Source organism: Klebsiella sp. BIGb0149 (assembly GCF_004362605.1).
GTDB classification, from domain to species: Bacteria; Pseudomonadota; Gammaproteobacteria; order Enterobacterales; family Enterobacteriaceae; genus Klebsiella; species Klebsiella terrigena.
This window is the reverse complement of record NZ_SNYG01000001.1, coordinates 1145403-1165857: the sequence shown is the minus strand read 5'-3', so window position 1 is coordinate 1165857 and position 20455 is coordinate 1145403. Positions and strand designations below refer to the sequence as shown.

Genomic DNA, 20455 nt, shown 5'->3' with positions numbered 1-20455 from the left:
CATGAAAGGATCAATTTTTCGCCACCCTACTCCGCTGCCGGTCGGCGTCAGCAGCGGCTACGTGATGACGGTGCTCGGCCCGCTGCCGGTCAGCGAGATGGGCGTCACGCTGATGCATGAGCATATCCTGCTGGATGCCTCCGGCAAGTGGGTACCGCCCTGCTGCTGCAGCGATCGCCATTTTGCCGAAATGCCGGTGAAGATGGAAAACCTCGGCGAGCTGTCGCTGAATCCGCTGATCAGCCGCGATAACTGCCAGCTGTTTGACGTCGACGTGGCGATCGAAGAGCTGACCAAATATCGCGCCCTGGGCGGGGAAACGGTGGTCGACCCGACCAATATCGGCATCGGCCGCGATCCGCAGGCGCTGGCGCGCATCGCGCGTCTGACCGGGCTGAACATTATTATGGGCACCGGCTTCTATCTCGAGCCGTCGCATCCCGAGTGGGTGAAGAGCAGCAGCGTCGAACGGCTGACCGAGCGGCTGATCTACGACCTCGGCGGCGCGGAGGAGAAGCCGGAGATTGTCGCCGGGCTGATCGGCGAGATCGGCGTCTCCAGCCGCTTCACCGCCGATGAAGAGAAGTCCCTGCGCGCGGCGGGCCGGGCCAGCGCCGCGACCGGCGTGCCGATCGAGGTCCACCTGCCGGGCTGGGAGCGTCTGGGCCATCGGGTGCTGGATATTCTCGAACAGGAAGGGGCCGATCTGCGCCATACGGTCCTGTGCCATATGAACCCAAGCTTTGCCGACAAGCGCTATCAGCGCGAGCTGGCGCAGCGCGGGGCGTTCCTCGAATACGACATGATCGGTATGAGCTACTACTACGCCGATGAGTCGGCGCAGTCGCCCTCCGACGAGGAGAACGCCCGCGCCATCCGGGAGCTGATTGACGACGGCTATATCCAGCAGATTTTGCTGTCGCAGGACGTTTTCCTGAAGACCATGCTCACCCGCTACGGCGGTCACGGTTACGGCTACATACTCAAGCATTTCGTTCCCCGCCTGCGCCGCCACGGCGTCAGCGGCGAACAGCTTGAAACCCTGATGATTGGCAATCCCCAGCGGGTATTTGGCGGATAAAAAGGAAAGTTATAATGAAGAAGAAAGTTTTACTGGTCGGTGAATCCTGGACCAGCACCTCAACGCACGTTAAAGGCTTCGATCAGTTTGCTACCGCCACCTGGCACACCGGCGCGACGGATTTTCTGGCCGCGCTGGCCGACAGCAGCTACGCCGTCACCTATATGCCGGCCCACGCGGCGGCCACCGAGTTCCCGCTGAGCCTGGAAGGGCTGCAGGAGTGGGATGCGATTATCCTCTCGGATATTGGCACCAACACGCTGCTGCTGCACCCCGACACCTGGCTGAAAAGCCGCCGCACCGCCAACCGCCTGACGCTGCTGCATGACTACGTTGCCGCCGGCGGCTCGCTGATGATGATTGGCGGCTACTACAGCTTCCAGGGGATTAACGGCGGCGCCCGCTACCGCCATACCGCGGTGGAGAAAGTTCTGCCGGTGCGCTGCCTGGCGTGGGACGATCGCATTGAAACCCCGGAGGGCTGCTATGCCGAAGTGACCGAATCCCACGCCCTGTTTAACGATATTCCCGGCGAGTGGCCGTGGCTGCTGGGCTATAACGAAGTGGAAATGCACCCGGAAGGCAGGCTGCTGGCGACGGTGGCCGGGACCGGGCATCCGCTGCTGGCGGTGCGCGAATATCAGCAGGGGCGTTCGCTGGTGTGGACCAGCGATATGTCCGCCCACTGGCTGCCCGAGGAGTTTGCGCAATGGCCCGGCTATCGCCAGCTGTGGATTAACTGCCTCGACTGGCTGACGGAACGCGGCTGATGGCGAACGCGACCCGCGAACTGGCCCGGCGGCTGCTGGGCTTCAACACCATCAACCCGCCGGGAAACGAAGCCGACTGCATGCGCTTTTTTGCCGACTGGCTGCGCGATAGCGGCTTCGAGGTTGCGCTGTCGTCGTTCGGCGAAGGGCGCTGCAACCTGATTGCCCGGCTGCCGGGGGCGACGGCGGGTAAACCTCTGGCCTTTACCGGCCATCTCGATACCGTGCCGCTCGGCAATGCGCGGTGGCGCTTCGATCCCTTCGGCTCGCAGGTTGAGAACGGCCGGCTTTACGGGCGAGGATCCAGCGATATGAAGGCGGCGGTGGCGGCGTTTGCCGTCGCCTGCGTCCGGCGGCGAGAGGCGATCCTCAAAGGTCGCGGCGCGGTGCTGCTGATCACCGGCGGGGAAGAAACCGGCTGCGACGGCGCGCGGGCGCTGATAGCCTCCGGCACGCTGCCGGAGATTGGCGCGCTGATCGTCGGTGAGCCTACCGCCAATTACCCGGTTATCGGGCACAAAGGGGCGCTGTGGCTGCGCGCGGAAACCCGGGGCAAAACCGCCCACGGCGCGATGCCGGAGCTGGGGATTAACGCCATCTATCTGGCGGCGGATGCCCTGGGTAAGATTCGCCATTTTTCGCCCGGCGCGCCGCATCCGCTGATGAAGCAGCCCACGCTCAACGTCGGGCGCATTGAGGGCGGGCTCAATATTAACTCCGTGCCGGACCGCGCGTGCTTTGATGTCGATATCCGCAGCGCCCCCAATTTACAGCACGCCGTCATTCGACAGCGGCTGAGCGCGCTGCTTGGCGAGAGCGTGACGCTCACTACCCTGGTCGATCTGCCCGCGGTGCTGAGCGAAGCGCGGCACGCGTGGATAGCCCAGGTTTATCAGCGCTGCCAGCCGCTGCACGATATGCCGCTGGCGCCGCGGGTGGTGCCCTACTTTACCGACGCCTCCCTGCTGCTGCCCGCGCTGGGTAATCCGCCGTGCATTATTCTCGGCCCCGGCGAGCCGTCAATGGCCCACCAGACCGACGAGTACTGCCTGCTCAGCCGGCTGGAGGAGGCCGAGCGGCTGTACGGGGAGCTTATCGGCGACTGGATGGCCTAGCGCCGCAAAAGTTTCAATGTCACCCCGGGAAAAAATATTATATCTTCATCAATCATCCGGCACCGCCCGGCCGCCTGGCGACGGCACCGCCCGCCGCTAAGCGATTCATTGATTAATAATCTCGAGGTTGATCGTGCAGGATCTTGTCAGATTTGGTCGTATCGCGGCCGTGCTACCGGTTAAAAACATCGCCATCGCCAAAGAGTTCTATATCAACGGGCTGAACTTCAGCGCTGTTTTTGAAAACGGAGATCCGCTGGGTTTTATGATCATAAAGCGTGAAGAGGCTGAACTCCATTTAACCCTCCAGCCGCAGCACAAAGCACCCTCCTGGCCTGGCGCACACCTGCTGGTGGATGATGCCAACGCCTTATACGCCCGCTGTCAGGAAATTGGCGCGAGGATTATTAAAAGCCTGGAGGATAAAGATTATGGTATTCGGGCATTTGTTTTCGCCGATCCGGATGGAAATCGTATCGACGTTGGGCAGATCCTGCAGAAGTAATTAAGGTCGGTTTTATAGCCCCCCCATATGTCCTTATACCGGTAATTTTCCACCGCCATAATAGCGTCGCTGTCGCCATCCCGTCTGCGACGCTAATATGCCGGGCGCTTATCTTACTGCTTCAGCTTTACTTCCTGCGGTGGTAGCATTTTAAGGCTTTCTTTCCATAAGGATTTTAAAATGAGCATCATTTATGTAGTTGTTTTAACTTATATAAAACCACTCGAAGAAGTTGATTCTCAAATACCTGCTCACGTTGAGTGGCTTAAACAAGGCTACTCCGATGGCGTGTTTCTGGCATCAGGAAGAAGAATTCCCCGTAATGGCGGCGTCATCCTTGCAAAATCTGACAGCCTCGAATCTCTGGAAGAACGTCTCAGCCAGGACCCATTCCAAAAATTAAAAATAGCTAAAGCGGAAATTATTCCCTTCGATGCCAGTATGAAGGCTCCGCTGCTCGAAAATATTTTCTGACTTTACATCGGCTCAGTAGCTCATATTGAGCCGCCCATAACGGAACATTCCCCAGTTTGAATCGCCGCCGGCGCCTGACTATGCGGAAAACGCCGGCCATAAAGAGAGCAAGCAACGCGTTTCATCTCCGTCAGGCAGCAATCAGGTGAAAAGTGATGTTGACGCGGGGCCGGGATACTTTCGGACTGACGAAGTGCAGAGGTTCAGGAAAGGAATCGCTGCCAGGCCCCGCTGTAGCGGTAAACTATTTATGCAGGGATAAACCCTTTATAACCTTATCCACCGCTTTTTTATGGCCGCGGATACCGATACCGACAAAGTCCAGATTATCCGCATCGGCGGCCATAAATACTTCGCGATTTGCCTCATCATGCCCGGTGGAGAACATGGCATGAATATAAGGAATGATGGTCACCTCCCGCTCCAGCGCCTTACGGTGAACCGCCTGCAGTTTTTCAAGGTCCGCCTCAAAAATCAGCATGGGCTGACCGGACATGTTGCCATAATGCCGGCCTAGCGAATCGACGTAAGGTTTACCCATAATTTCCGGAGCCGCAGAAGCAATCCCCGTAGCCAGAAATGCCACAACATTCAGGCGCTGCCAGTCAGGTAAGTCATCTCTCACGATAAATGCAATTTTGGTGTCAAACGTCATTCAAATATTCCCGTCTTTAACTACGAAGCAGGCATGTTCACATGACGGCGGAATATCAGTATAGAACGTTTGAGCAGTGGCTCTGGAATGCCGCAGGAGACATACGGTAAGCGCGTCTGAACCAGCGGCCTAAATGACTTTGGTCGGCGAAACCCGTCTGCGACGCCACCAGCGACGGAGCAAATCCTCGGGCCAACAGCCCGCGCGCGGTGCGAAGGCGTAGCCTGACAAGATAGGCATGAGGCGACTGACCGAATGCAGCCTTGAACTGGCGGCTTAAGCGAAAGCGATCGATACCGCTGACCTTTGCCAGCTCATCAAGTCCGGGATTTCTTGCCAGATGCTCATACAAATAATCCCTGACCCGGTTCATTTTGATGCGAGAATCGGTCAGCTCTTCCGAGGGCTTCAGTTCGACATGGGGTGTGAGGTGAGCCAGCAATCCGTCCAGACATTCATCCCGCGCAAGCCTCCCCTCGCCGTTGTGTAGCGCATCAAAAGCCCGGGAGATCGACGCAATTAACGCGCGGTCATCCGTGAGGGTATGGCGAAAAGCCGCCTGTATTAGCGAAATATCCCCCATACCACGCTGGCGGAAGCTGTCCGACACCCACTGTTGCGGAATATACAACATGGCATACGTGAAGCCGTCGCGTTGGGCGGCGTAACCATCATGCACAGCGCCGGGCTCGATGAGGATGGCCTTGCCCGGCGTGCTGGTATGTACCGTGCGATGGCAGCTGAAGCGCTGTGAACCCTGCAGGGTTACGCCCAGAAGTAGCTCTTCATGATCGTGGCTATCATAGGCGTGACCCGTAAAGTGGGCGTTAACGCTTTCAATGCCCGTTTCGGCATCACGACGAAAATCGAGCCAGTCTCCAGGCATCGCCTGTTCAGCAACTTCTGACATAACCACGCTCTGACAAAGATCGACGGAGAATCAGCCTGACTGCCTGCATTATTAGATGTTGTCCTGTTCAAATTCGGCCGCCACAAGACGGGACAACAGGGCCTGCAGCGTCGCCGCCTCCGCCTTCCCAAGTTTTTGTTCAAACTGCTGCTGCGCCTGCGCCCAGCTGGCATCTGACTCGCCGAGTTTTTCCCTGCCGGCCGGAGTCAATGACACCAGACGCGAGCGCCCATCGGAGGGGTCTGCGTCGACGCTTATCAGGCCATCCCGCTGGAGAGGTTTGAGCGTATGGGCAAGTCCTCCCCGATCCATGACCAGGGCCTCAGCCAGATGGCTGACCGACAGGCTGCCAGCTCGCCGCAGCTGGGCCAGAATCGCCCTCTGGGTGGTCTTGAGTCCGCTCTCAGCCAAAATACTGTCGTAATATTGCGACAGACGTCGGGAGGCTTTGCGCAAGGTAGTGCAGTGACAACTTACGCCAGACGACGCGCCGATACCCTCATTCTGAGACATACATCCCCTTCCTGATTAACGTTGACGTCCTGATTTTACCAGCATATGCTGATATTGCAAATAAGAGCATATGCACGTATTTTCAATCAGCCGCGAGGAGACGTTATGCCATTTGTTCGCATCGATTTACGTAAAGGGAAGCCCGCCGACTATCGTCAGAAAGTGGCTGACGCGGTCTACGACGCATTGGTAAGCGTGGGCGTTCCGGAGAATGACCGTTTTCAGGCGATCGGTGAATATGAGCCGGCAGGGTTGATTTATGATCCGGGCTACCTCGGCATAAATCGCACCGATGACTTCGTTGCCATTCAGATAACCTGGAACGAAGGGCGTAACACGCAGCAAAAAAAGGCGCTGTACCGGGCCATTGCAGACGGACTCCACCACGCGGTGGGACTTCGTCAACAAGATGTCTTTATCAGTCTGGTGGAAGTCAAAAAAGAAAACTGGTCCTTCGGCAACGGTGAGGCGCAGTACGCGGACGAATGATCCCGGGTTACGGGGTGCGGTCAGAAGTGAAAAATAAAGTCGTTGATGACGTTTTATCAATTACCTCGAGGGTTTTTAATGACATTTTCGCAGAATAAAAGCGTCTGGCTGATTACTGGCGGGGCGCTGGTCCTCTTTCTCTCCCTTGGGATAAGGCATGGATTCGGCCTCTTTCTGCATCCTATGAGCGCTGAGTTTGGCTGGGGACGCGAAGTTTTTGCGTTTGCGATGGCAATACAGAATATTATCTGGGGAGTTGCGCAGCCGTTTGCCGGGGCGCTGGCGGATCGCTTCGGGACTCGCAGGACCATCATCACGGGGGCGATTTTTTATACTGCGGGACTGATGCTAATGGGGTTTGCGCATACCCCCCTGCTGCTCTCGCTCAGTACCGGATTACTGATTGGTATTGGTCTGTCCGGTACTTCATTTTCTGTCATCCTCGGGGCGATTGGCCGCGCCGTTCCCGCTGAAAAACGTAGCATGGCAATGGGGCTCACTGCCGCGGCGGGGTCATTTGGGCAGTTTGCCATGCTGCCCGGCAGCATGGTGCTGATCCACTGGCTGGGATGGGCATCGGCCCTGATCGCTCTCGGCATGATTGCTATGCTAATGCTGCCCGCCGCGGCGCTGTTTCAGCGTCAGGAAGCGGCGCATTCTGAACCGCATCAGACGATGAGCGAAGCATTACGGGAAGCTCTGGGACACTCCGGATTCTGGCTTTTATCCCTCGGTTTTTTCGTCTGCGGATTCCAGGTCGTCTTCATTGGTGTTCACCTACCCTCATATCTTATGGATAACCATCTCCCGGTCATCGCCGGAACCACCACGCTGGCTCTGGTCGGTTTATTTAATGTTTTCGGGACCTATTTCGCCGGGATGCTTGGCAGCCGCTATTCAAAAACAAAGCTACTGAGTCTGATCTACATTGTCAGGGCGGTAATCATTACCTTGTTTATCTCGTTCCCGGTTACAACCTGGTCGGCCTACTGTTTTGGTATCGCCATGGGGCTTCTCTGGCTTTCAACCGTACCGTTAACTAACGGAACGGTAGCAACAATGTTTGGCGTAAGGAACTTATCAATGCTGGGGGGAATTATCTTCCTGATGCATCAGGCAGGCGCTTTTCTTGGCGGCTGGCTGGGAGGATATCTTTACGATATCACCGGAAGCTATAGCATTGTCTGGTACGTAAGTATCGTTCTCAGCGTTATCGCTGCGGCGCTGAACTGGCCCATTCGGGAAGTTTCAAAGCGTGCGCTGACGGGGCTGAAAGTATGAATTGTTCATTCAGGACCGTAGCGGCTTGCCTCATTCTGGCCCTCCTGCTGCTGATATTTCTCATGTGGCGAGAAAATAAAGACCTGATACTGCATATCGGCATGAGCCACTGCTTCTGATTAACTTTTCACTTTACAGAGCCGCGTCGCTGTTATTATCGTCAGCGACGCCTTCTTAATATCCTCATTTCCGTTCGGCATATTTGCTGCGTTTATGTTGATAGAGTAAATCGTCAGCTTTGAGCATCGCCTGCGCCAGCGTATCCCCCGACTGAAGTTGATACGCGCCCCAGGAAAACGCCACCAGCCTATCACGATCGATGGTGAGCAAATGTTCCTGCGCGCGGGCAATAACATCGCGGGATTTACTCAGGGAATAATCAATAAGAATCAGACAGAATTCATCGCCCCCCAGCCGTATTCCGTAGTCGCTCTTACGAATGGCGCTCCCCAGCGCTGAACCCAGCATCTGTATCGCTTTATCCCCCATATGATGGCCATGGGTATCATTGATTTTTTTAAGCCCATCGCTGTCAATTGCAATAACCGTGACCGGGATATTTCGCTCAACGAGGGAGCGGATTTTTTGTTCAAACTCCGGCGTCATGATTTTTCTGTTACGCAGTCCGGTCATCGCATCCGTCACGTTATCCCGGGAAAGCGATTCATGCCTGATTAACTGCTTACGGGCATAGCGACATAGCGCCCAGGTTCCCAGGATATAAAGCATGAACAGCCATAAATTAGCGATAATGACGTAGATGGCGTCCAGCTTCGCATGGAGGGTGTAATACTGGGTAAGCGAGTCTGCGTAGCTGATCAAATCATAAGTTTTGACGTAGGGTTTATGGAAAAAAATATGCGTTCCAGTCACATTATCAGTAACATACAACGAGAGGAAGCGCCACAGCAGCGGGCGATCGACGGTTTTAAACGAAACCACAAGATCGTTAATATTGATGTCTGTGATCAGAATGCCTTTCACCTTATCCCCCAAAAACACCGGGGTAAGCATGCTGATAATATTGTTTTGGGTATATCCATCATGATAGATATGAGACAGCGTGCTTTCACCTTTAAGCAGGTCATTCAGGGCGTTGTCATCAATAGAAATGGTGTGCGCGCTGCGCGCAATATTGATGCTGCTATTATCGCCAACTAACCAGTTACTAAAAGTGTAATTCTGTGTATTAATCAAATGATTAATATAAATATAGTTATGAGAAAGATCGATATAGTATCTGATATTCCTGAAAGTATAACCGGCATAGTTTGAAAAGCTGTACTTCGATATAGCCGCGCTCTCCGCGGAGTGAATAACCGCCAGCGCATTAATATCACCCGCCCATTCTTCACACGATTCATTGCGGGTTTGCAGGGTACCTTGCAGGTTATTTCTGTTCTTTTTCAGCAGATTGAAGCCGTGGATGTCGCCTTCAGTTTCAAGGGACTGACAGACATTTTTCCGTTCACGTTCGCTTGAGGGGGCAGAAAATGCCTGGGTATAAAATGCCCGCGAAAGCCGGGTGGCAATATTCTGGTTAATGGACTCTTCATGGAAAAGTGCTGATTTACCATTTTCGGCAACATATCCCATATAATTCTGCAAAGCACGCCCTTCACGGACGGCCAACGCGGTAAAAAGAGCCGTAGTACAAACCACGATCAGTACGATTGCGCTGATATATTTTTGACTGGACAAGATGGCTAACTCCCTGTCGTACCACCAACAAGTGACGGCAATTATAGCACCAATCAATACCTTCTCACCCGGTAATGACCACGGGAAACATGTCCGTTGAGCTCAACCTGACGCGAAATTCCCGGCCACGACGGTTTAAAGCAATATCGGGCAGCAAATGCCGCCGGCGACGTGATGGCGCTGCCCGCAGAGAGCGATCCCGGTCAAGGCATTCAGCGCGCTACCGTGGCATAATGCGTGAATACCGTACGGTATAGTTATTCATTTTTTAACCAGCTAAGGGTTCAACATGAAGGTACTGACGCAAGCGCGCCGCGAGGGGATCGTGGCCGCCGCCGCCGAGGTGTTTCTGGAGGTTGGCTACGAACGTGCCTCAATGGATGAAGTAGCCAGACGTGCCGGTGGCTCGAAGGCCACGCTCTATAAATACTTCTCTTCAAAAGAGGCGTTGTTTGAAACGGTTGTGCGCAACTACAGCGCCAGGTTTCTCACCGAAGCGGCAAGCGGGCTGACTCAACCGGAAAACCAGCACCTCTCCCTGGAACAAAAACTCATCCGCTTTGGTGAAGATATGCTGCGGGTAGTGGCATGCGATAACCAGGCGCTGCAGATCTATCGCGTTGTGCTGGGCGAAGCCGGCCACTCCGATATCGGGAAACTGTTTCTGGAATCCGGCATCCGCCAAAGCATGGAGGCGCTGGCCCAGGAAATGCAGGCGGCGATGGAACGGGGTGAACTGGCGCCGTCGGAGCCAATGCTTCGCGCCATCCAGTTTACATCGCTGATCAAAGCGGAAACCGAGGTCTTGTTTTTCTTGCGCAATATGCCCGATTTTACTCAGGAAAAAGTCAGTGAGATGGTCAGGAATGGCGTGCGGCTGTTTCTCGACGGCGCGCTTAAAAAACCTGAATAGCCCCTGCCCGGCCAGCGGGCATGTGAAGACCGGGTTCGCCGCCGCGAACCCGGTTGTTTATACGCTAAGAAAGTTACGCTAAGAAAGATTAGTCGCGGCGACAAACGGCTGCGCCCGTCGCCACCCAGTCCGTCGCGGTCTGTCCTATCTGGCTCGCCAGGCGCTCAACCACGCGCTGCCAGGCAGCAAACATCTGCGCCGGATCGCCGGAGAGAGTTTGCGACAGGTGGCTTTTGCACACCAGCCGGCGATTTTCGTCCCCTCGCTGCGTGGATAGGCTCCAGCCAGCATCCAGGCTGACGGCCTTGCCGGGCCAGCTATCAAAACGCCGAACCTGCAGCAGAACCCGTATCACAGGTTTGCTGTTATCCCGCGCCAGCCCCGCCACATCCACAGTGTTAAGCTGCTGCATCATGCTGAGGGACAGCGCCGTCTGCAGCTCATCGCCCAGCGGGCTTAGCCAGCGATCGTTGTCCAGAACGACGATGCGACTGTCGCTTTGGCGAACCACAACTTGTTGAGTGTCCAGCTGGGCCGGAACGCCAACGGGCAGCAGATCAATCACAAAGTCGGCCGGCGCGACGGCGCGGGAAACGGGGTCAGAATTGACCAGCGAGTGGTAGCGCACCTGGGGAGATGAGCATCCTGCCGGCAGGCACATGACGCCGAGGATAAGACATAAAACGGTTCTCATGGTCGTTCTCCTGCCTTAAGTGAACGGGGATCGTTCAGCTCCGCATCTGCGGAGCGGCCCTGCAATAGCGATTCCGGCTGGCGATCCAGCTGGTTTGTCAGGCTGCGGACGGCCCGCAGCGTTCGCGTGGTCTCCTGTAAGGACTGCAGGAGGTTAATCATCAGAGGGGAATCTTCCGCCAGCAGGTTCCGCGCGTCTTGTGTCGTTTTCTGAGTCTGTTGCATCAGGCGGTTGGCGGCGGGCAAAGACTGATTGTTCACCATTCGCAGAGTTTTATTCAGCTCTTCCAGCGTGTTATTCATGTTGGTCCCGATCTTATCCAGCGGCATTTTGTTTATTTTCCTGGCGATATCCGTGAGCTGGTCCTGAAGGATTGTCAGCCCGCCATTCACGGTGGGCAGCTCAACCGGGCGCCTGGTCGCATCAAAGTTCACTTTTGGCGCATCCGGTAAGAAATCGAGCGAGATGTAAAGTTGCCCCGTCAGCAGACTGCTGGAAGTGGCCTGCGCTCGCAGCCCGTGCGCGATCATCTCGCGCGTGAAAAGGGCCGTATTGAGGTCCGTGTCGCCTGTTGGTTTCGGCAGCTTTTCCAGCACATTGCCCATCCGCGAGGGATAAACGTCAATATCCACAATGGTCGGAAAGCGATATCCGTCGGGGTTATAGTCAAGCTCGACGGCGGCAACGCGTCCGATCCGCACGCTGGAAAACTCAACCGGAGCGCCAATGTTCAGGCCATGTAAGCCGTGTTCAAAACGCAGTTGAAAACGCACCGGCGGACCATCCTCAGGCGCCATCGCGCTTTCCCGATCCGCTGCCAGTTTGTAACGCGTTTGCTTATAGAGCACGCCGCGGGTTGGGTCATCCGGCCTTGAGAACGCGATCCCCCCCGCCATGATGGCGGCGAGCGTCTGGGTTTTAAGCTGAAAACCGTCGCTCCCTACCGAGAGATCCACGCCGCTCACATTCCAGAATCGCGAATCCGCCGTGACCAGGCGGTCATAAGGGGCATCAATAAAGATGTTGAGATCGATTCCCCTGCCGTCTTTGCGCAGCTGCCAGGAGGTGACCCGCCCCACCGGAATGCGGCGATAGTAAACCGGAGAGTTAATATCCAGCGATCCAAGGTCGTCCGCTTCCAGCATAAACTGGCTGCCCGTCATGTCGTTGACGATAGCCGGAGGGGTTTCCATACCGGTGAACTGGTATTTACTTTCATCGGACTTCCCTCTGTCCACGCCGATGTAGGCCCCGGACAACAGCGTATCAATGCCGCTGACGCCGCTTATTCCGACTCGCGGCCTGACCACCCAAAATCGGGTGTCGGCGAGCGCCAGATGCTGAGCGCTTCTGCCAAGCGTGACCCGAACTAACACCAGGGTGTTATCGGGGCTGAGGGTGATTTCCTTCACCAGCCCGACGGTGACATCTTTATATTTCACCGCTGTTTTTCCGGCTTCGAGACCGGCGGCGCTGCGAAACGTAATCACCACCTCCGGCCCGACGGACAGGCGTGCCTGGATAACCATCGACGCGGCGACCACAAACGCGACCGCGGGGATCAGCCAGATGACGGCATTGCGCCAGCGGCCGTGACGAAAAAGAGGAATACCCGAAACAGGAGGCTTCATTGCTTGTCTTCCCATAGCGTTTTTGGTTTAAAACTCAGCGCACAAAACATAGTCAAAATGACCACCAGGCCGAAAAGCAGAATCCCAACCCGGGGTTCGGCCTCGCTGAGCACATGAAAGCGGAGCAGGCCGCATACTGCGGCCACCACCACCACATCCAGCATCGACCAACGGCCAATCCACTCCGTTATCCGGTACAGCCTGGCCCGTTCGCATCTGGCCCAGCGGCTCTTTCGGGCAGTTGAGATCAGCAATACGCTCATTGACAGAAATTTCAGGCAGGGAACCATCACGCTGGCAATAAAAATGATCGCCGCAATGCCCCACGACCCGCTTCGCCAGAAGGCCACGATGCCGGAAAGGATCGTGCTTTCACTGCCATGACCGAGAAGCGTTGTGTACATTACCGGGAAAATATTGGCGGGTACGTATAGGATCATGGAGGTTAAAAGCAGCGCCCAGCTCAAATGCGGGCGCCCGGACTGGCGGCCGGGCAGCACCGTCTGGCAGCGAGGACATTTACCACGCACGCCGAACGCCGTTTCGTCGGCGCACACCAGGCCACACAGAGAACAGCGGCACACCTGCATCTGACGGGCAAAGGGGGGATTACTCACCACGGCCCTTCTCCTCGACCGTAAGCAGATCCCACAGCGGACGCAGATCGTGGCTGTTGATGAGGACAACCAGCACGCAAGATAGGGCCAGCGCCCAACCGCCCGGCCCTATGGAGACATCCAGCAGTGACGAGAGCTTTATCCCGGCGACAAGAAACCCCAGCACGCCAACTTCCACCATGCTCCAGGGATGCAGCCACTTGAGCGCTCTCATAATGAAGATAAACGCCGGTGCCGGACGCGCGAAATACGCAAAGCTCAGCAGCCATACCGTGAGGGTTATCTGTAAGAAAGGGGCAATAACCAGAAGAAAAGCGGTACAGACCGCCATAATCGGATTGCCGTCTCCGGCAGCCAGCGCCCATGCCACATTCCACAGCGTGACGTCGTTCGCCATCCCGTGAAACCCAACGGATATAACCGGAAAAATACAGGCCAGAAACAGGATGATTGCCGCCGTCAACATCAGGGGCAGTACATGGCCAGGCACGCGCCGGTGACCACGCCATAGCACTGCGTAACAACGCTGGCAGAGCGCGATTTCGCCCGACGCGCAGGGTAATCTCTGGTAAACGCTGTCGCAATGTGGGCAGATGATCAGATGCGGGAATGTCTTCATAACGCCGGGCCGCCAGGACGTTGCTAATGGGGAAAATCACAGCCGGTTGCGCTTAAAAGCTTCCGGCTGCGCGTACTGTGTCTGAGGCTACCTGAGCGCTTCCGCCAGCTCTTCCGCCCCTTTTTCAATACCGACTTCGGCGGCGCTCAGCGAGCCGATGCTGGCAGAGATATTCATGGCATTCGGATACTGCCGGGCAACGTAGGCTTTCAGCAGTTCGTGGCTGTTTGCGTCATAAATTTCGACGGCATAATCCACCGAGCCGCTCATCAGCCCCCGACCGCCGCGCACCGATTGCACAATGTTGTAGGGGCCCCCTGCCAGATCGAATTTGGTGAACGTTCCGATCACCTGCGGGGTGGTGTCAGCCCCGGTCAGCGTCAACTTCAGACGCAAGGTATTCGCCGCGGGCTCTTTGAGCTCTTTAAAGCGCGCGCTCAGCGCTTTGCTGAACTCCTGTTGCATGTGAGCGGCAAGCGTTTGGCGATCGGCCTGCGCCATATCGTCAAACTGTCCATCGTTGCCCTGATAAATTCTCACCGGGTCAATGATGATGCTGTCGTACTTACGCCAGTCCACCAGAGGCGAATAACGATATGGCATGCGATCGGCATTATCATCGGTGTTTGCCGTCAGCTTTGAAGCCGAGTCGATACCGCTGTAACGCGCGGGCTCATTACCGGCACAGCCCGCCAACAGCAGGGTGACACCGATAACCGCCAGCCCACCGATTTGCCTTAACATCTTCATGTGCAGATCCTTTCGTTTTGGTTAAGGGCTGCGCCTACCGGCCAGCCTTGCGTAAAAACAGTCAAATTCACACTCAATGTGAACTGTACGGTTTAGTTTTGATCGCATCACTGAAATCTGTCAACTTAATTGTTCGGCGAAAATATTCTGTTTGGGAATTAACGCATGGATGCAGCGCGGATGGCTTTTTTGAGGAGAGCGGGTCGCGTAGGACAACGCGGCGCCCGGCGCGGACAATGAGCCGGGCGTATTAGTGCATAACCATTTGAAAAGAATGGATTTAACACCTCTTCAGGGCCCGAATATGATATCTTTCGCCTTGCCGATCTATTGGAAGAACACCGGTGTGTCGCGCCAGGCGAAAGTTAGCCGGCGCCGATCATCAGGTTCAGGTTTTGCACCGCGGCGCCCGATGCCCCTTTGCCGAGGTTATCGAAGACCGCCGTCAGCAGTATTTGCCCGCACTCAGGATTTGAAAATACGCCAAGTTCCATCTCGTTGCTGCCGTTCAGCCGCTGGGGATCGAGACGCTCAATCTCGCCGACGACTTCAGGCGCCAGCACCTTGACCAGATCGCTATGGCGATAATGCTGCGCCAGGCAGGCATGTACTGCTGCCGCATCGGCACGTTCAGGCAGCAGGCGCTGCTGTAGCGGCACGCTGAGGATAATCCCCTGGCGGTAGGCGCCGTAAGCCGGCATGAAAAACGGCGGCGTGGAGAGCCCGGCATAGCGCGCGATCTCCGGCACATGCTTGTGCCTGAGGCCTAAGCCATACGCCTGAAAAGCAGGCCCGGAGCCCGCCTCCCCGCCTTCGTACAGCTCAATCGCCGCCTTTCCGCCGCCCGAATAGCCGGACACGGCGTGAATGGAAACGGGGTAATCAGCGGGCAGCAGCCCGGCGTTAACCAGCGGGAGCAGCAGGCCAACCGCGCCGGTTGGGTAGCAGCCTGGGTTGGTGACGCGCTTCGACGCCCTGATGCGTGCGGGCTGGTCGGCGCTCATCTCCGGGAAACCGTACGTCCACCCGGAGACGGTGCGATGGGCCGAGCTGGCATCAATTACCCGCACCTGCGGATTCTCCAGCATCGCCACCGACTCACGCGCCGCCTCATCGGGCAGGCACAGAATAGCGATATCGCAGCCGTTCAGCATCTCCGCCCGAAGCCGCCGGTCTTTGCGCTGGGACGGAGGCAGAGTCATCAGCTTAATATCTGAACGGTGGCGCAGACGATCGTGGATTTGCAAACCCGTGGTGCCCTGCTCGCCATCAATAAATACGTGAGTCATCGTCATTTCCTTAAACCAGACAGAACGTCAGTGCATAAATGTTGTGCCAGGTTTAAGTATTGGTAAAGTTGAATTATCCTAACGTCAAATTCAGTTTTTCTGAGGTACGCCTATGCGGGAGATCAACCTCGATCAGCTGCGCACGCTGATCACCATTGCCGATACCGGCTCTTTCAACGAAGCCGCCCGCCTGCTGCACCTGGCGCCACCGACGGTCAGCCTGCATATCTCCGAGCTTGAAAGCCGCGTCGGGGCTAAGCTGCTCTCCCGCACCCGCGGCAAAGTCAGGCCGACGGCCATTGGAGAGAACATGGTCGCGCACGCCCGCCGGCTCCTTGCCGACGTCGCCTATGCGCTTGACGACATATCCCGCCAGGCTCAGGGGTTGAGCGGTCAGGTCAGGCTTGGGGCGTCGACCGGGGCCATTGCTTATCTGCTGCCGCGGGCGATTGAAAAACTGGCGCAGTCCCATCCGAATATTGACGTACACATTACCGTCCTGACGTCGCAGCAGACCCTTGAGCAGCTGAAATCCGGTTCGCTCGATATCGGCATCGTGGCGCTTCCACAGCCCCGGAGCAGCGGCCTGAAAATTGATGCCTGGCGGCGAGATCCCGTTGTCGCGTTCCTGCCTGCGGACTGGGCGGCACCGGAGGTGGTGACGCCGGAATGGATGATTGCAAAGCCCCTGGTGCTGAACGGCTCCGGCACCCACCTGTCGCAGCTGACCAGCGGCTGGTTTGCCGATACGGGCCATAGCCCCACGCCGCGGATCAAGCTTGATTACAACGATGCCATTAAAAGTCTGGTGGGTGCCGGGTATGGCGCCACGTTGCTGCCTCTTGAATCGGGTACCCAGCTCTCCGCCGATAGCCGTATCGCCATTCGTCCCTTAAAGCCGGCGCTGTGGAGAGAGCTGGGATTAGCCTGGCGGGAGAGTGAAAACGAGCTATCGACGCAGCATCTGCTTGCAGCGCTGCGGGATCTGCAGCAGGAATAAATTCACCGGCAACTGCTGCACGTGATTGCGGGAGTGCCTGCCCCAGGTTTTATCTCCCCGGGGCGGCCCATCGGGCACGTCCATCGTCGGGCATAGGCCCCGCCGCCGAACTTTAGCGAGGGGCGGTAGCCCGGGCCGATTTTGCGCTTAGCGGTTTTTCAGCACCTGAGGATCGATCTGCGCGACGATGAGGTCGGCAAGATCGTGCTGCTGGTGCACCTTGCCGCATTTAACGATGATCTGCCGCGCGTTGTCGTACCCCGGCGCCCACAGCCGGTTGTTCATCCGCACATCTTTATAGACCGCAACCAGCGGTTTTTTCCACGCCGCCGCCATGTGGACGATCGACGTATCCGGCGAGATAACCAGGTCGGCTTCGGCAATCAGCGCCATCGCGTGGTGCAGGGTCTTAAACGGATTCACGCTCACCTTTTCCGCAAGCGGAATGCGAATTTCGTTGCGATGATCGAGCAGAATAACGTTGACCCGAGGATACTCCGCCTGCAGCCTGGCGATAAGCGCCGACAGCTGCTCCTGCGACAGGCTGCGGTCCTGATGGCCGGCAAAAATGTTCACCACCGCTTTGGGCCCCTCAATAGCGGCCAGATGCTGGCGAACCTGCTGGTGGACATCCTGCGGAATATGCAGGTCGTAGGTCCCGAGATGTTTCTTATCCAGCTGCATATGCTCAGCAATAAAATCAAAGGTTTTGCTGACATGCCAGTTTTCACAATCAAATTTAAACGAGGTGGTGTAATGGTTAATTGATGGCCATTTATTAAAACCGAGCACGGTTTTTGCTTTTATTTGTTGGAGAAGCAGCATTCGGTGTACGGGCATATCAAACAAAGAGGGGTCAATAACGATATCGTACTTATTATTTGCCAGCTCATTAATAACGGACCGAGGAACGTTGTGGGTAAATTTCCGCAGAAAAGCGGCGGAGTCGACGTTATCAGCCTCATAGATATGGCGGATCCGCGGGTTATGGCGCATCACCTGGCTATTCGATTTAGTCAGCAGGAAATCCACGGTATAGCCCGATTCATGCAGGCATTTCACCAGCGCGGAGTCCACGACCACGTCCCCGACGGCGCCTTCGTTGCGCATCAGCAGCACGGTTTTCGCCGACCCGACGTCGGCCTCACGGCGGGTATGCTGGTCCCAAATCGTTTTCGCAATATAAACGCGCATCACGTTACGAACTTTCTTAATAAAATAATTACGGCGCCTGTTCAGTTCCCTTATTTTTTTGAACTTCCGGGGGGATACCTGCACCGCTGCGTTTTCCATCATCATAACCTCGTTACCACTATCAACAGCACCTCGTTAGTCCCATTAAGGACTAAAGAAAATGAGAAAAGTTCGCTTGATTAATAAATTCCTTTCGCTTTAAGCAGCGCAAGGATAGTAATACGTTTCACTATTCCAGCATATCGTTACGCAGATAAAATGAGTGAAATATGGATTTAATGTGGAAGAATGCGGCGCCAGCCGACGGTTTTCATTCGCCGCGGGGAGGATTAGACTGGCCTTTTTATCCCGGAGAGAACCGCGCATGAACGCACCTGAAAAACCGAACACCCACCAACTGCTGCTGGCGCTGCTCGACGAGCGCCAGGCCCGCTATCGGCTGGTAGAGCATGAGGCGGTGGGGAAATGCGAGGCCGTTTCTGAAATTCGCGGCACCGCGCTCGGACAAGGGGCCAAGGCGCTGGTTTGCAAAGTGAAAGGCCACGGCGTCAATCAGCACGTGCTGGCGATCCTCGCCGCCGACCAGCAGGCCGATCTCTCGCGCCTGGCGCTGCACGTTGGCGGCAGCAAAGCCTCGCTGGCCAGCCCCGCCGAAGTCGATGCGCTGACCGCCTGCGTTTTTGGCGCCATTCCCCCTTTCAGCTTCCATCCGGCGCTGCGCCTGGTGGCCGACCCGCTGCTGTTTGCGAACTTCAGCGAAATCGCCTTTAACGCCGGGCGGCTGGACCGCTCAATTATCCTCGATACGGCAGACTATCTGCGCATCGCCCGTCCCGAGCTGGCTGCCTTTCGCCGGGAAGCCTGAGGGGTCTCTATCTCTGCCGCGCCGGGCCGTCAGCAGCAAGCGCGCCGGCGTGACAAATAAGCCTGTTTATTCACGCTATTATGCGTAAAGTAGACGGGCTTATTATTTTGGCAAGGATCTCCTGACATGTTCGATACCACCCTGTTCGTGCTTCTGGGGCTGGCCGCTCTCGGCTTTATCAGCCACAACACCACCGTGGCAATCTCTATCCTGGTGTTAATTATCGTGCGCGTCACGCCGCTCAACGTCTTTTTCCCATGGATTGAAAAACAGGGGCTGACGATCGGTATTATCATTTTGACCATCGGCGTGATGGCCCCTATCGCCAGCGGCACCCTGCCGCCCTCGACGCTGCTGCACTCGTTCGTGAACTGGAAGTCGCTGCTGGCTATCGCCGTCGGGGTGTTTGTCTCCTGGCTCGGCGGGCGCGGCATTTCGCTGATGGGCTCGCAGCCGCAGCTGGTCGCCGGACTGCTGGTGGGAACCGTCCTCGGCGTCGCGCTGTTCCGCGGAGTGCCCGTCGGCCCGCTGATCGCCGCAGGGATCATCTCGCTGTTTATCGGAAAGTCGTAGTCAGGCTGGCAAGATAGCGTCCGGGAGACTGGCCGAGGCCCTTTTTGAACATGGTGATAAAGGCGGTCGTCGAGTCATATCCCAGGCCGTGCGCGGTCTGCTGCACCGTTTGCCCGCGGATCAGCATCTGTAGCGCGAGGATCAGCTGCAGCTGATGGCGCCAGCGGCGAAAGCTAAGGCCGGTTTCGCGAACCACCAGCCGCGCCAGGTTGCGCTCGCTCATTGCGAACTCCGCCGCCCACTGTCCAAGAGTCTGCCACTGCGCCGGCGCCACCGCCATCAGCTCCGCCATCTGGCGGATTTTCGGGTGCGCGGAAACCGGCAGCTGCAGATGCTCCTCCGGCTGCTGCGGCAGCTCGTCAAACAGCACCTGCACCAGCCGTCGGGTAGTGGGAGCGTCGCTCTCGGTCGCGCTGCGCCCGGCAAGGGTCAGGATCAGCTCACGCACCAGCGGAGAGATCTTCAGCGTGCAGCTGCGCTGCGGCATCGGCGCCGCGCCCGGCTCGATAAATAAAAAGCAGATCCGCGCCCCCGGCGTTGCCCGGTTGCTGTGGGGCTGCTGCCCCGGTACCCACACCGCATACTGCGGCGGCACCATCCACATACCGCTTTCCACCTCACAGGTGAGCGCGCCGTGCAGCGCGAGGATCAGCTGCCCCTTGCGGTGCTGGTGACGCGGAATAAACTGCTCGTCCTCCACCACCTGAATATGGAATGCGAGAGCCGCCTCGTGCCCGCTGTCCGGGTCATAGCCGTCAAGACTTAATCCAATCATCAGATTGTCCGATATTAGCGATAATCTGTCATTTTAGCTTG

General features: G+C 56.8%; 23 protein-coding genes. 11 read left to right on the top strand and 12 right to left on the bottom strand.

The window, feature by feature from the left end:
* Position 1 precedes the first annotated feature (1 nt).
* The 5 genes from EDF75_RS05605 (at position 2) to EDF75_RS05585 (ending at position 3945) form a co-directional block, all read left to right on the top strand.
* On the top strand, positions 2–1081 hold the full coding sequence (locus EDF75_RS05605; RefSeq protein ID WP_133597643.1) for a phosphotriesterase family protein: 1080 nt from the start codon (positions 2–4) through the stop codon (positions 1079–1081).
* A 14-nt stretch (positions 1082–1095) separates the two neighbouring features.
* Positions 1096–1851 (top strand): glutamine amidotransferase, encoded by a 756-nt coding sequence (locus EDF75_RS05600; RefSeq protein WP_133597642.1) that lies wholly within the window; start codon positions 1096–1098, stop codon positions 1849–1851.
* Positions 1851–2966, top strand: a complete 1116-nt coding sequence (locus EDF75_RS05595) for a M20 family metallopeptidase (RefSeq protein ID WP_133597640.1) — start codon at positions 1851–1853, stop codon at positions 2964–2966. The genes EDF75_RS05600 and EDF75_RS05595 overlap by 1 nt, the downstream gene beginning before the upstream one ends.
* Positions 2967–3099: 133 nt before the next feature.
* A complete protein-coding gene (locus EDF75_RS05590; RefSeq protein WP_133598014.1) occupies positions 3100–3471 on the top strand; it encodes a VOC family protein in 372 nt (123 codons plus the stop codon).
* A gap of 180 nt (positions 3472–3651) precedes the next feature.
* Positions 3652–3945: a YciI family protein gene (locus EDF75_RS05585; RefSeq protein WP_133597638.1), complete on the top strand. Its 294-nt coding sequence runs from the start codon at positions 3652–3654 to the stop codon at positions 3943–3945.
* Between the two features lie 244 nt (positions 3946–4189).
* Here the strand turns inward: EDF75_RS05585 and EDF75_RS05580 are convergent, their stop codons facing one another.
* The 3 genes from EDF75_RS05580 to EDF75_RS05570 are packed head-to-tail and all read right to left on the bottom strand — an operon-like array spanning position 4190 to position 6023.
* Entirely contained in the window at positions 4190–4600 is a 411-nt protein-coding gene (locus tag EDF75_RS05580; protein ID WP_133597636.1) for a DUF2000 domain-containing protein, read from the bottom strand.
* A 55-nt stretch (positions 4601–4655) separates the two neighbouring features.
* Positions 4656–5510 (bottom strand): AraC family transcriptional regulator, encoded by an 855-nt coding sequence (locus EDF75_RS05575; RefSeq protein ID WP_243733502.1) that lies wholly within the window; start codon positions 5508–5510, stop codon positions 4656–4658.
* 51 nt (positions 5511–5561) lie between these two features.
* Positions 5562–6023 (bottom strand): MarR family winged helix-turn-helix transcriptional regulator, encoded by a 462-nt coding sequence (locus EDF75_RS05570; RefSeq protein ID WP_095096714.1) that lies wholly within the window; start codon positions 6021–6023, stop codon positions 5562–5564.
* 105 nt (positions 6024–6128) lie between these two features.
* Between EDF75_RS05570 and EDF75_RS05565 the strand changes: the two genes are divergently transcribed.
* Both EDF75_RS05565 and EDF75_RS05560 read left to right on the top strand, forming a co-directional pair.
* Positions 6129–6512 carry a tautomerase family protein gene (locus tag EDF75_RS05565; RefSeq protein WP_095096711.1) on the top strand — a complete coding sequence of 128 codons (384 nt, stop codon included), beginning with the start codon at positions 6129–6131 and terminating at the stop codon, positions 6510–6512.
* Positions 6513–6557: 45 nt separating this feature from the next.
* A complete protein-coding gene (locus tag EDF75_RS05560; protein WP_241721716.1) occupies positions 6558–7793 on the top strand; it encodes an MFS transporter in 1236 nt (411 codons plus the stop codon).
* A 183-nt stretch (positions 7794–7976) separates the two neighbouring features.
* On the opposite strand, the gene dgcJ is transcribed toward EDF75_RS05560, so the two are convergent.
* Entirely contained in the window at positions 7977–9494 is a 1518-nt protein-coding gene (dgcJ, locus tag EDF75_RS05555) for a diguanylate cyclase DgcJ (RefSeq protein ID WP_243733501.1), read from the bottom strand.
* 289 nt (positions 9495–9783) lie between these two features.
* Between dgcJ and EDF75_RS05550 the strand changes: the two genes are divergently transcribed.
* Positions 9784–10407, top strand: a complete 624-nt coding sequence (locus EDF75_RS05550; protein ID WP_095096705.1) for a TetR/AcrR family transcriptional regulator — start codon at positions 9784–9786, stop codon at positions 10405–10407.
* Positions 10408–10495: 88 nt separating this feature from the next.
* On the opposite strand, the gene EDF75_RS05545 is transcribed toward EDF75_RS05550, so the two are convergent.
* The 6 genes from EDF75_RS05545 to argC all read right to left on the bottom strand — a co-directional run bounded on the left by EDF75_RS05545 (position 10496) and on the right by argC (position 16007).
* Complete coding sequence (locus EDF75_RS05545) at positions 10496–11101, bottom strand: PqiC family protein (RefSeq protein ID WP_133597634.1); 606 nt, start codon at positions 11099–11101, stop codon at positions 10496–10498.
* Entirely contained in the window at positions 11098–12732 is a 1635-nt protein-coding gene (locus EDF75_RS05540) for a PqiB family protein (RefSeq protein WP_133597633.1), read from the bottom strand. Before EDF75_RS05540 ends, EDF75_RS05545 begins: the two co-directional genes overlap by 4 nt.
* On the bottom strand, positions 12729–13349 hold the full coding sequence (locus tag EDF75_RS05535) for a paraquat-inducible protein A (RefSeq protein WP_095096698.1): 621 nt from the start codon (positions 13347–13349) through the stop codon (positions 12729–12731). Before EDF75_RS05535 ends, EDF75_RS05540 begins: the two co-directional genes overlap by 4 nt.
* Positions 13342–13815: a paraquat-inducible protein A gene (locus EDF75_RS05530; protein WP_312009745.1), complete on the bottom strand. Its 474-nt coding sequence runs from the start codon at positions 13813–13815 to the stop codon at positions 13342–13344. Before EDF75_RS05530 ends, EDF75_RS05535 begins: the two co-directional genes overlap by 8 nt.
* 240 nt (positions 13816–14055) lie before the next feature.
* Positions 14056–14718 (bottom strand): DUF3313 domain-containing protein, encoded by a 663-nt coding sequence (locus EDF75_RS05525; RefSeq protein WP_133597631.1) that lies wholly within the window; start codon positions 14716–14718, stop codon positions 14056–14058.
* A 365-nt stretch (positions 14719–15083) separates the two neighbouring features.
* On the bottom strand, positions 15084–16007 hold the full coding sequence (argC, locus tag EDF75_RS05520) for an N-acetyl-gamma-glutamyl-phosphate reductase (protein WP_243733500.1): 924 nt from the start codon (positions 16005–16007) through the stop codon (positions 15084–15086).
* A gap of 112 nt (positions 16008–16119) precedes the next feature.
* Here argC and EDF75_RS05515 point away from each other — a divergent pair, with 112 nt between their 5' ends.
* On the top strand, positions 16120–17007 hold the full coding sequence (locus EDF75_RS05515) for a LysR family transcriptional regulator (RefSeq protein ID WP_133597626.1): 888 nt from the start codon (positions 16120–16122) through the stop codon (positions 17005–17007).
* Positions 17008–17154: 147 nt separating this feature from the next.
* Here EDF75_RS05515 and EDF75_RS05510 read toward each other — a convergent pair whose 3' ends face one another.
* Positions 17155–18303: a glycosyltransferase family 9 protein gene (locus EDF75_RS05510; protein ID WP_133597624.1), complete on the bottom strand. Its 1149-nt coding sequence runs from the start codon at positions 18301–18303 to the stop codon at positions 17155–17157.
* A 262-nt stretch (positions 18304–18565) separates the two neighbouring features.
* On the opposite strand from EDF75_RS05510, the gene EDF75_RS05505 reads away from it, so the two are divergent.
* Both EDF75_RS05505 and EDF75_RS05500 read left to right on the top strand, forming a co-directional pair.
* The gene (locus tag EDF75_RS05505; RefSeq protein ID WP_133597622.1) at positions 18566–19066 is read left to right on the top strand and encodes a YbaK/prolyl-tRNA synthetase associated domain-containing protein; all 501 of its coding nucleotides are present in this window, start codon (positions 18566–18568) and stop codon (positions 19064–19066) included.
* Between the two features lie 126 nt (positions 19067–19192).
* Positions 19193–19639, top strand: coding sequence for a DUF441 domain-containing protein (locus EDF75_RS05500; RefSeq protein ID WP_041145056.1), 447 nt, complete (start codon positions 19193–19195; stop codon positions 19637–19639).
* Here EDF75_RS05500 and EDF75_RS05495 read toward each other — a convergent pair.
* Entirely contained in the window at positions 19623–20417 is a 795-nt protein-coding gene (locus EDF75_RS05495; protein WP_166646138.1) for an AraC family transcriptional regulator, read from the bottom strand. The two genes, EDF75_RS05500 and EDF75_RS05495, sit on opposite strands and share 17 nt — an antisense overlap.
* Between the last annotated feature and the right edge of the window lie 38 nt (positions 20418–20455).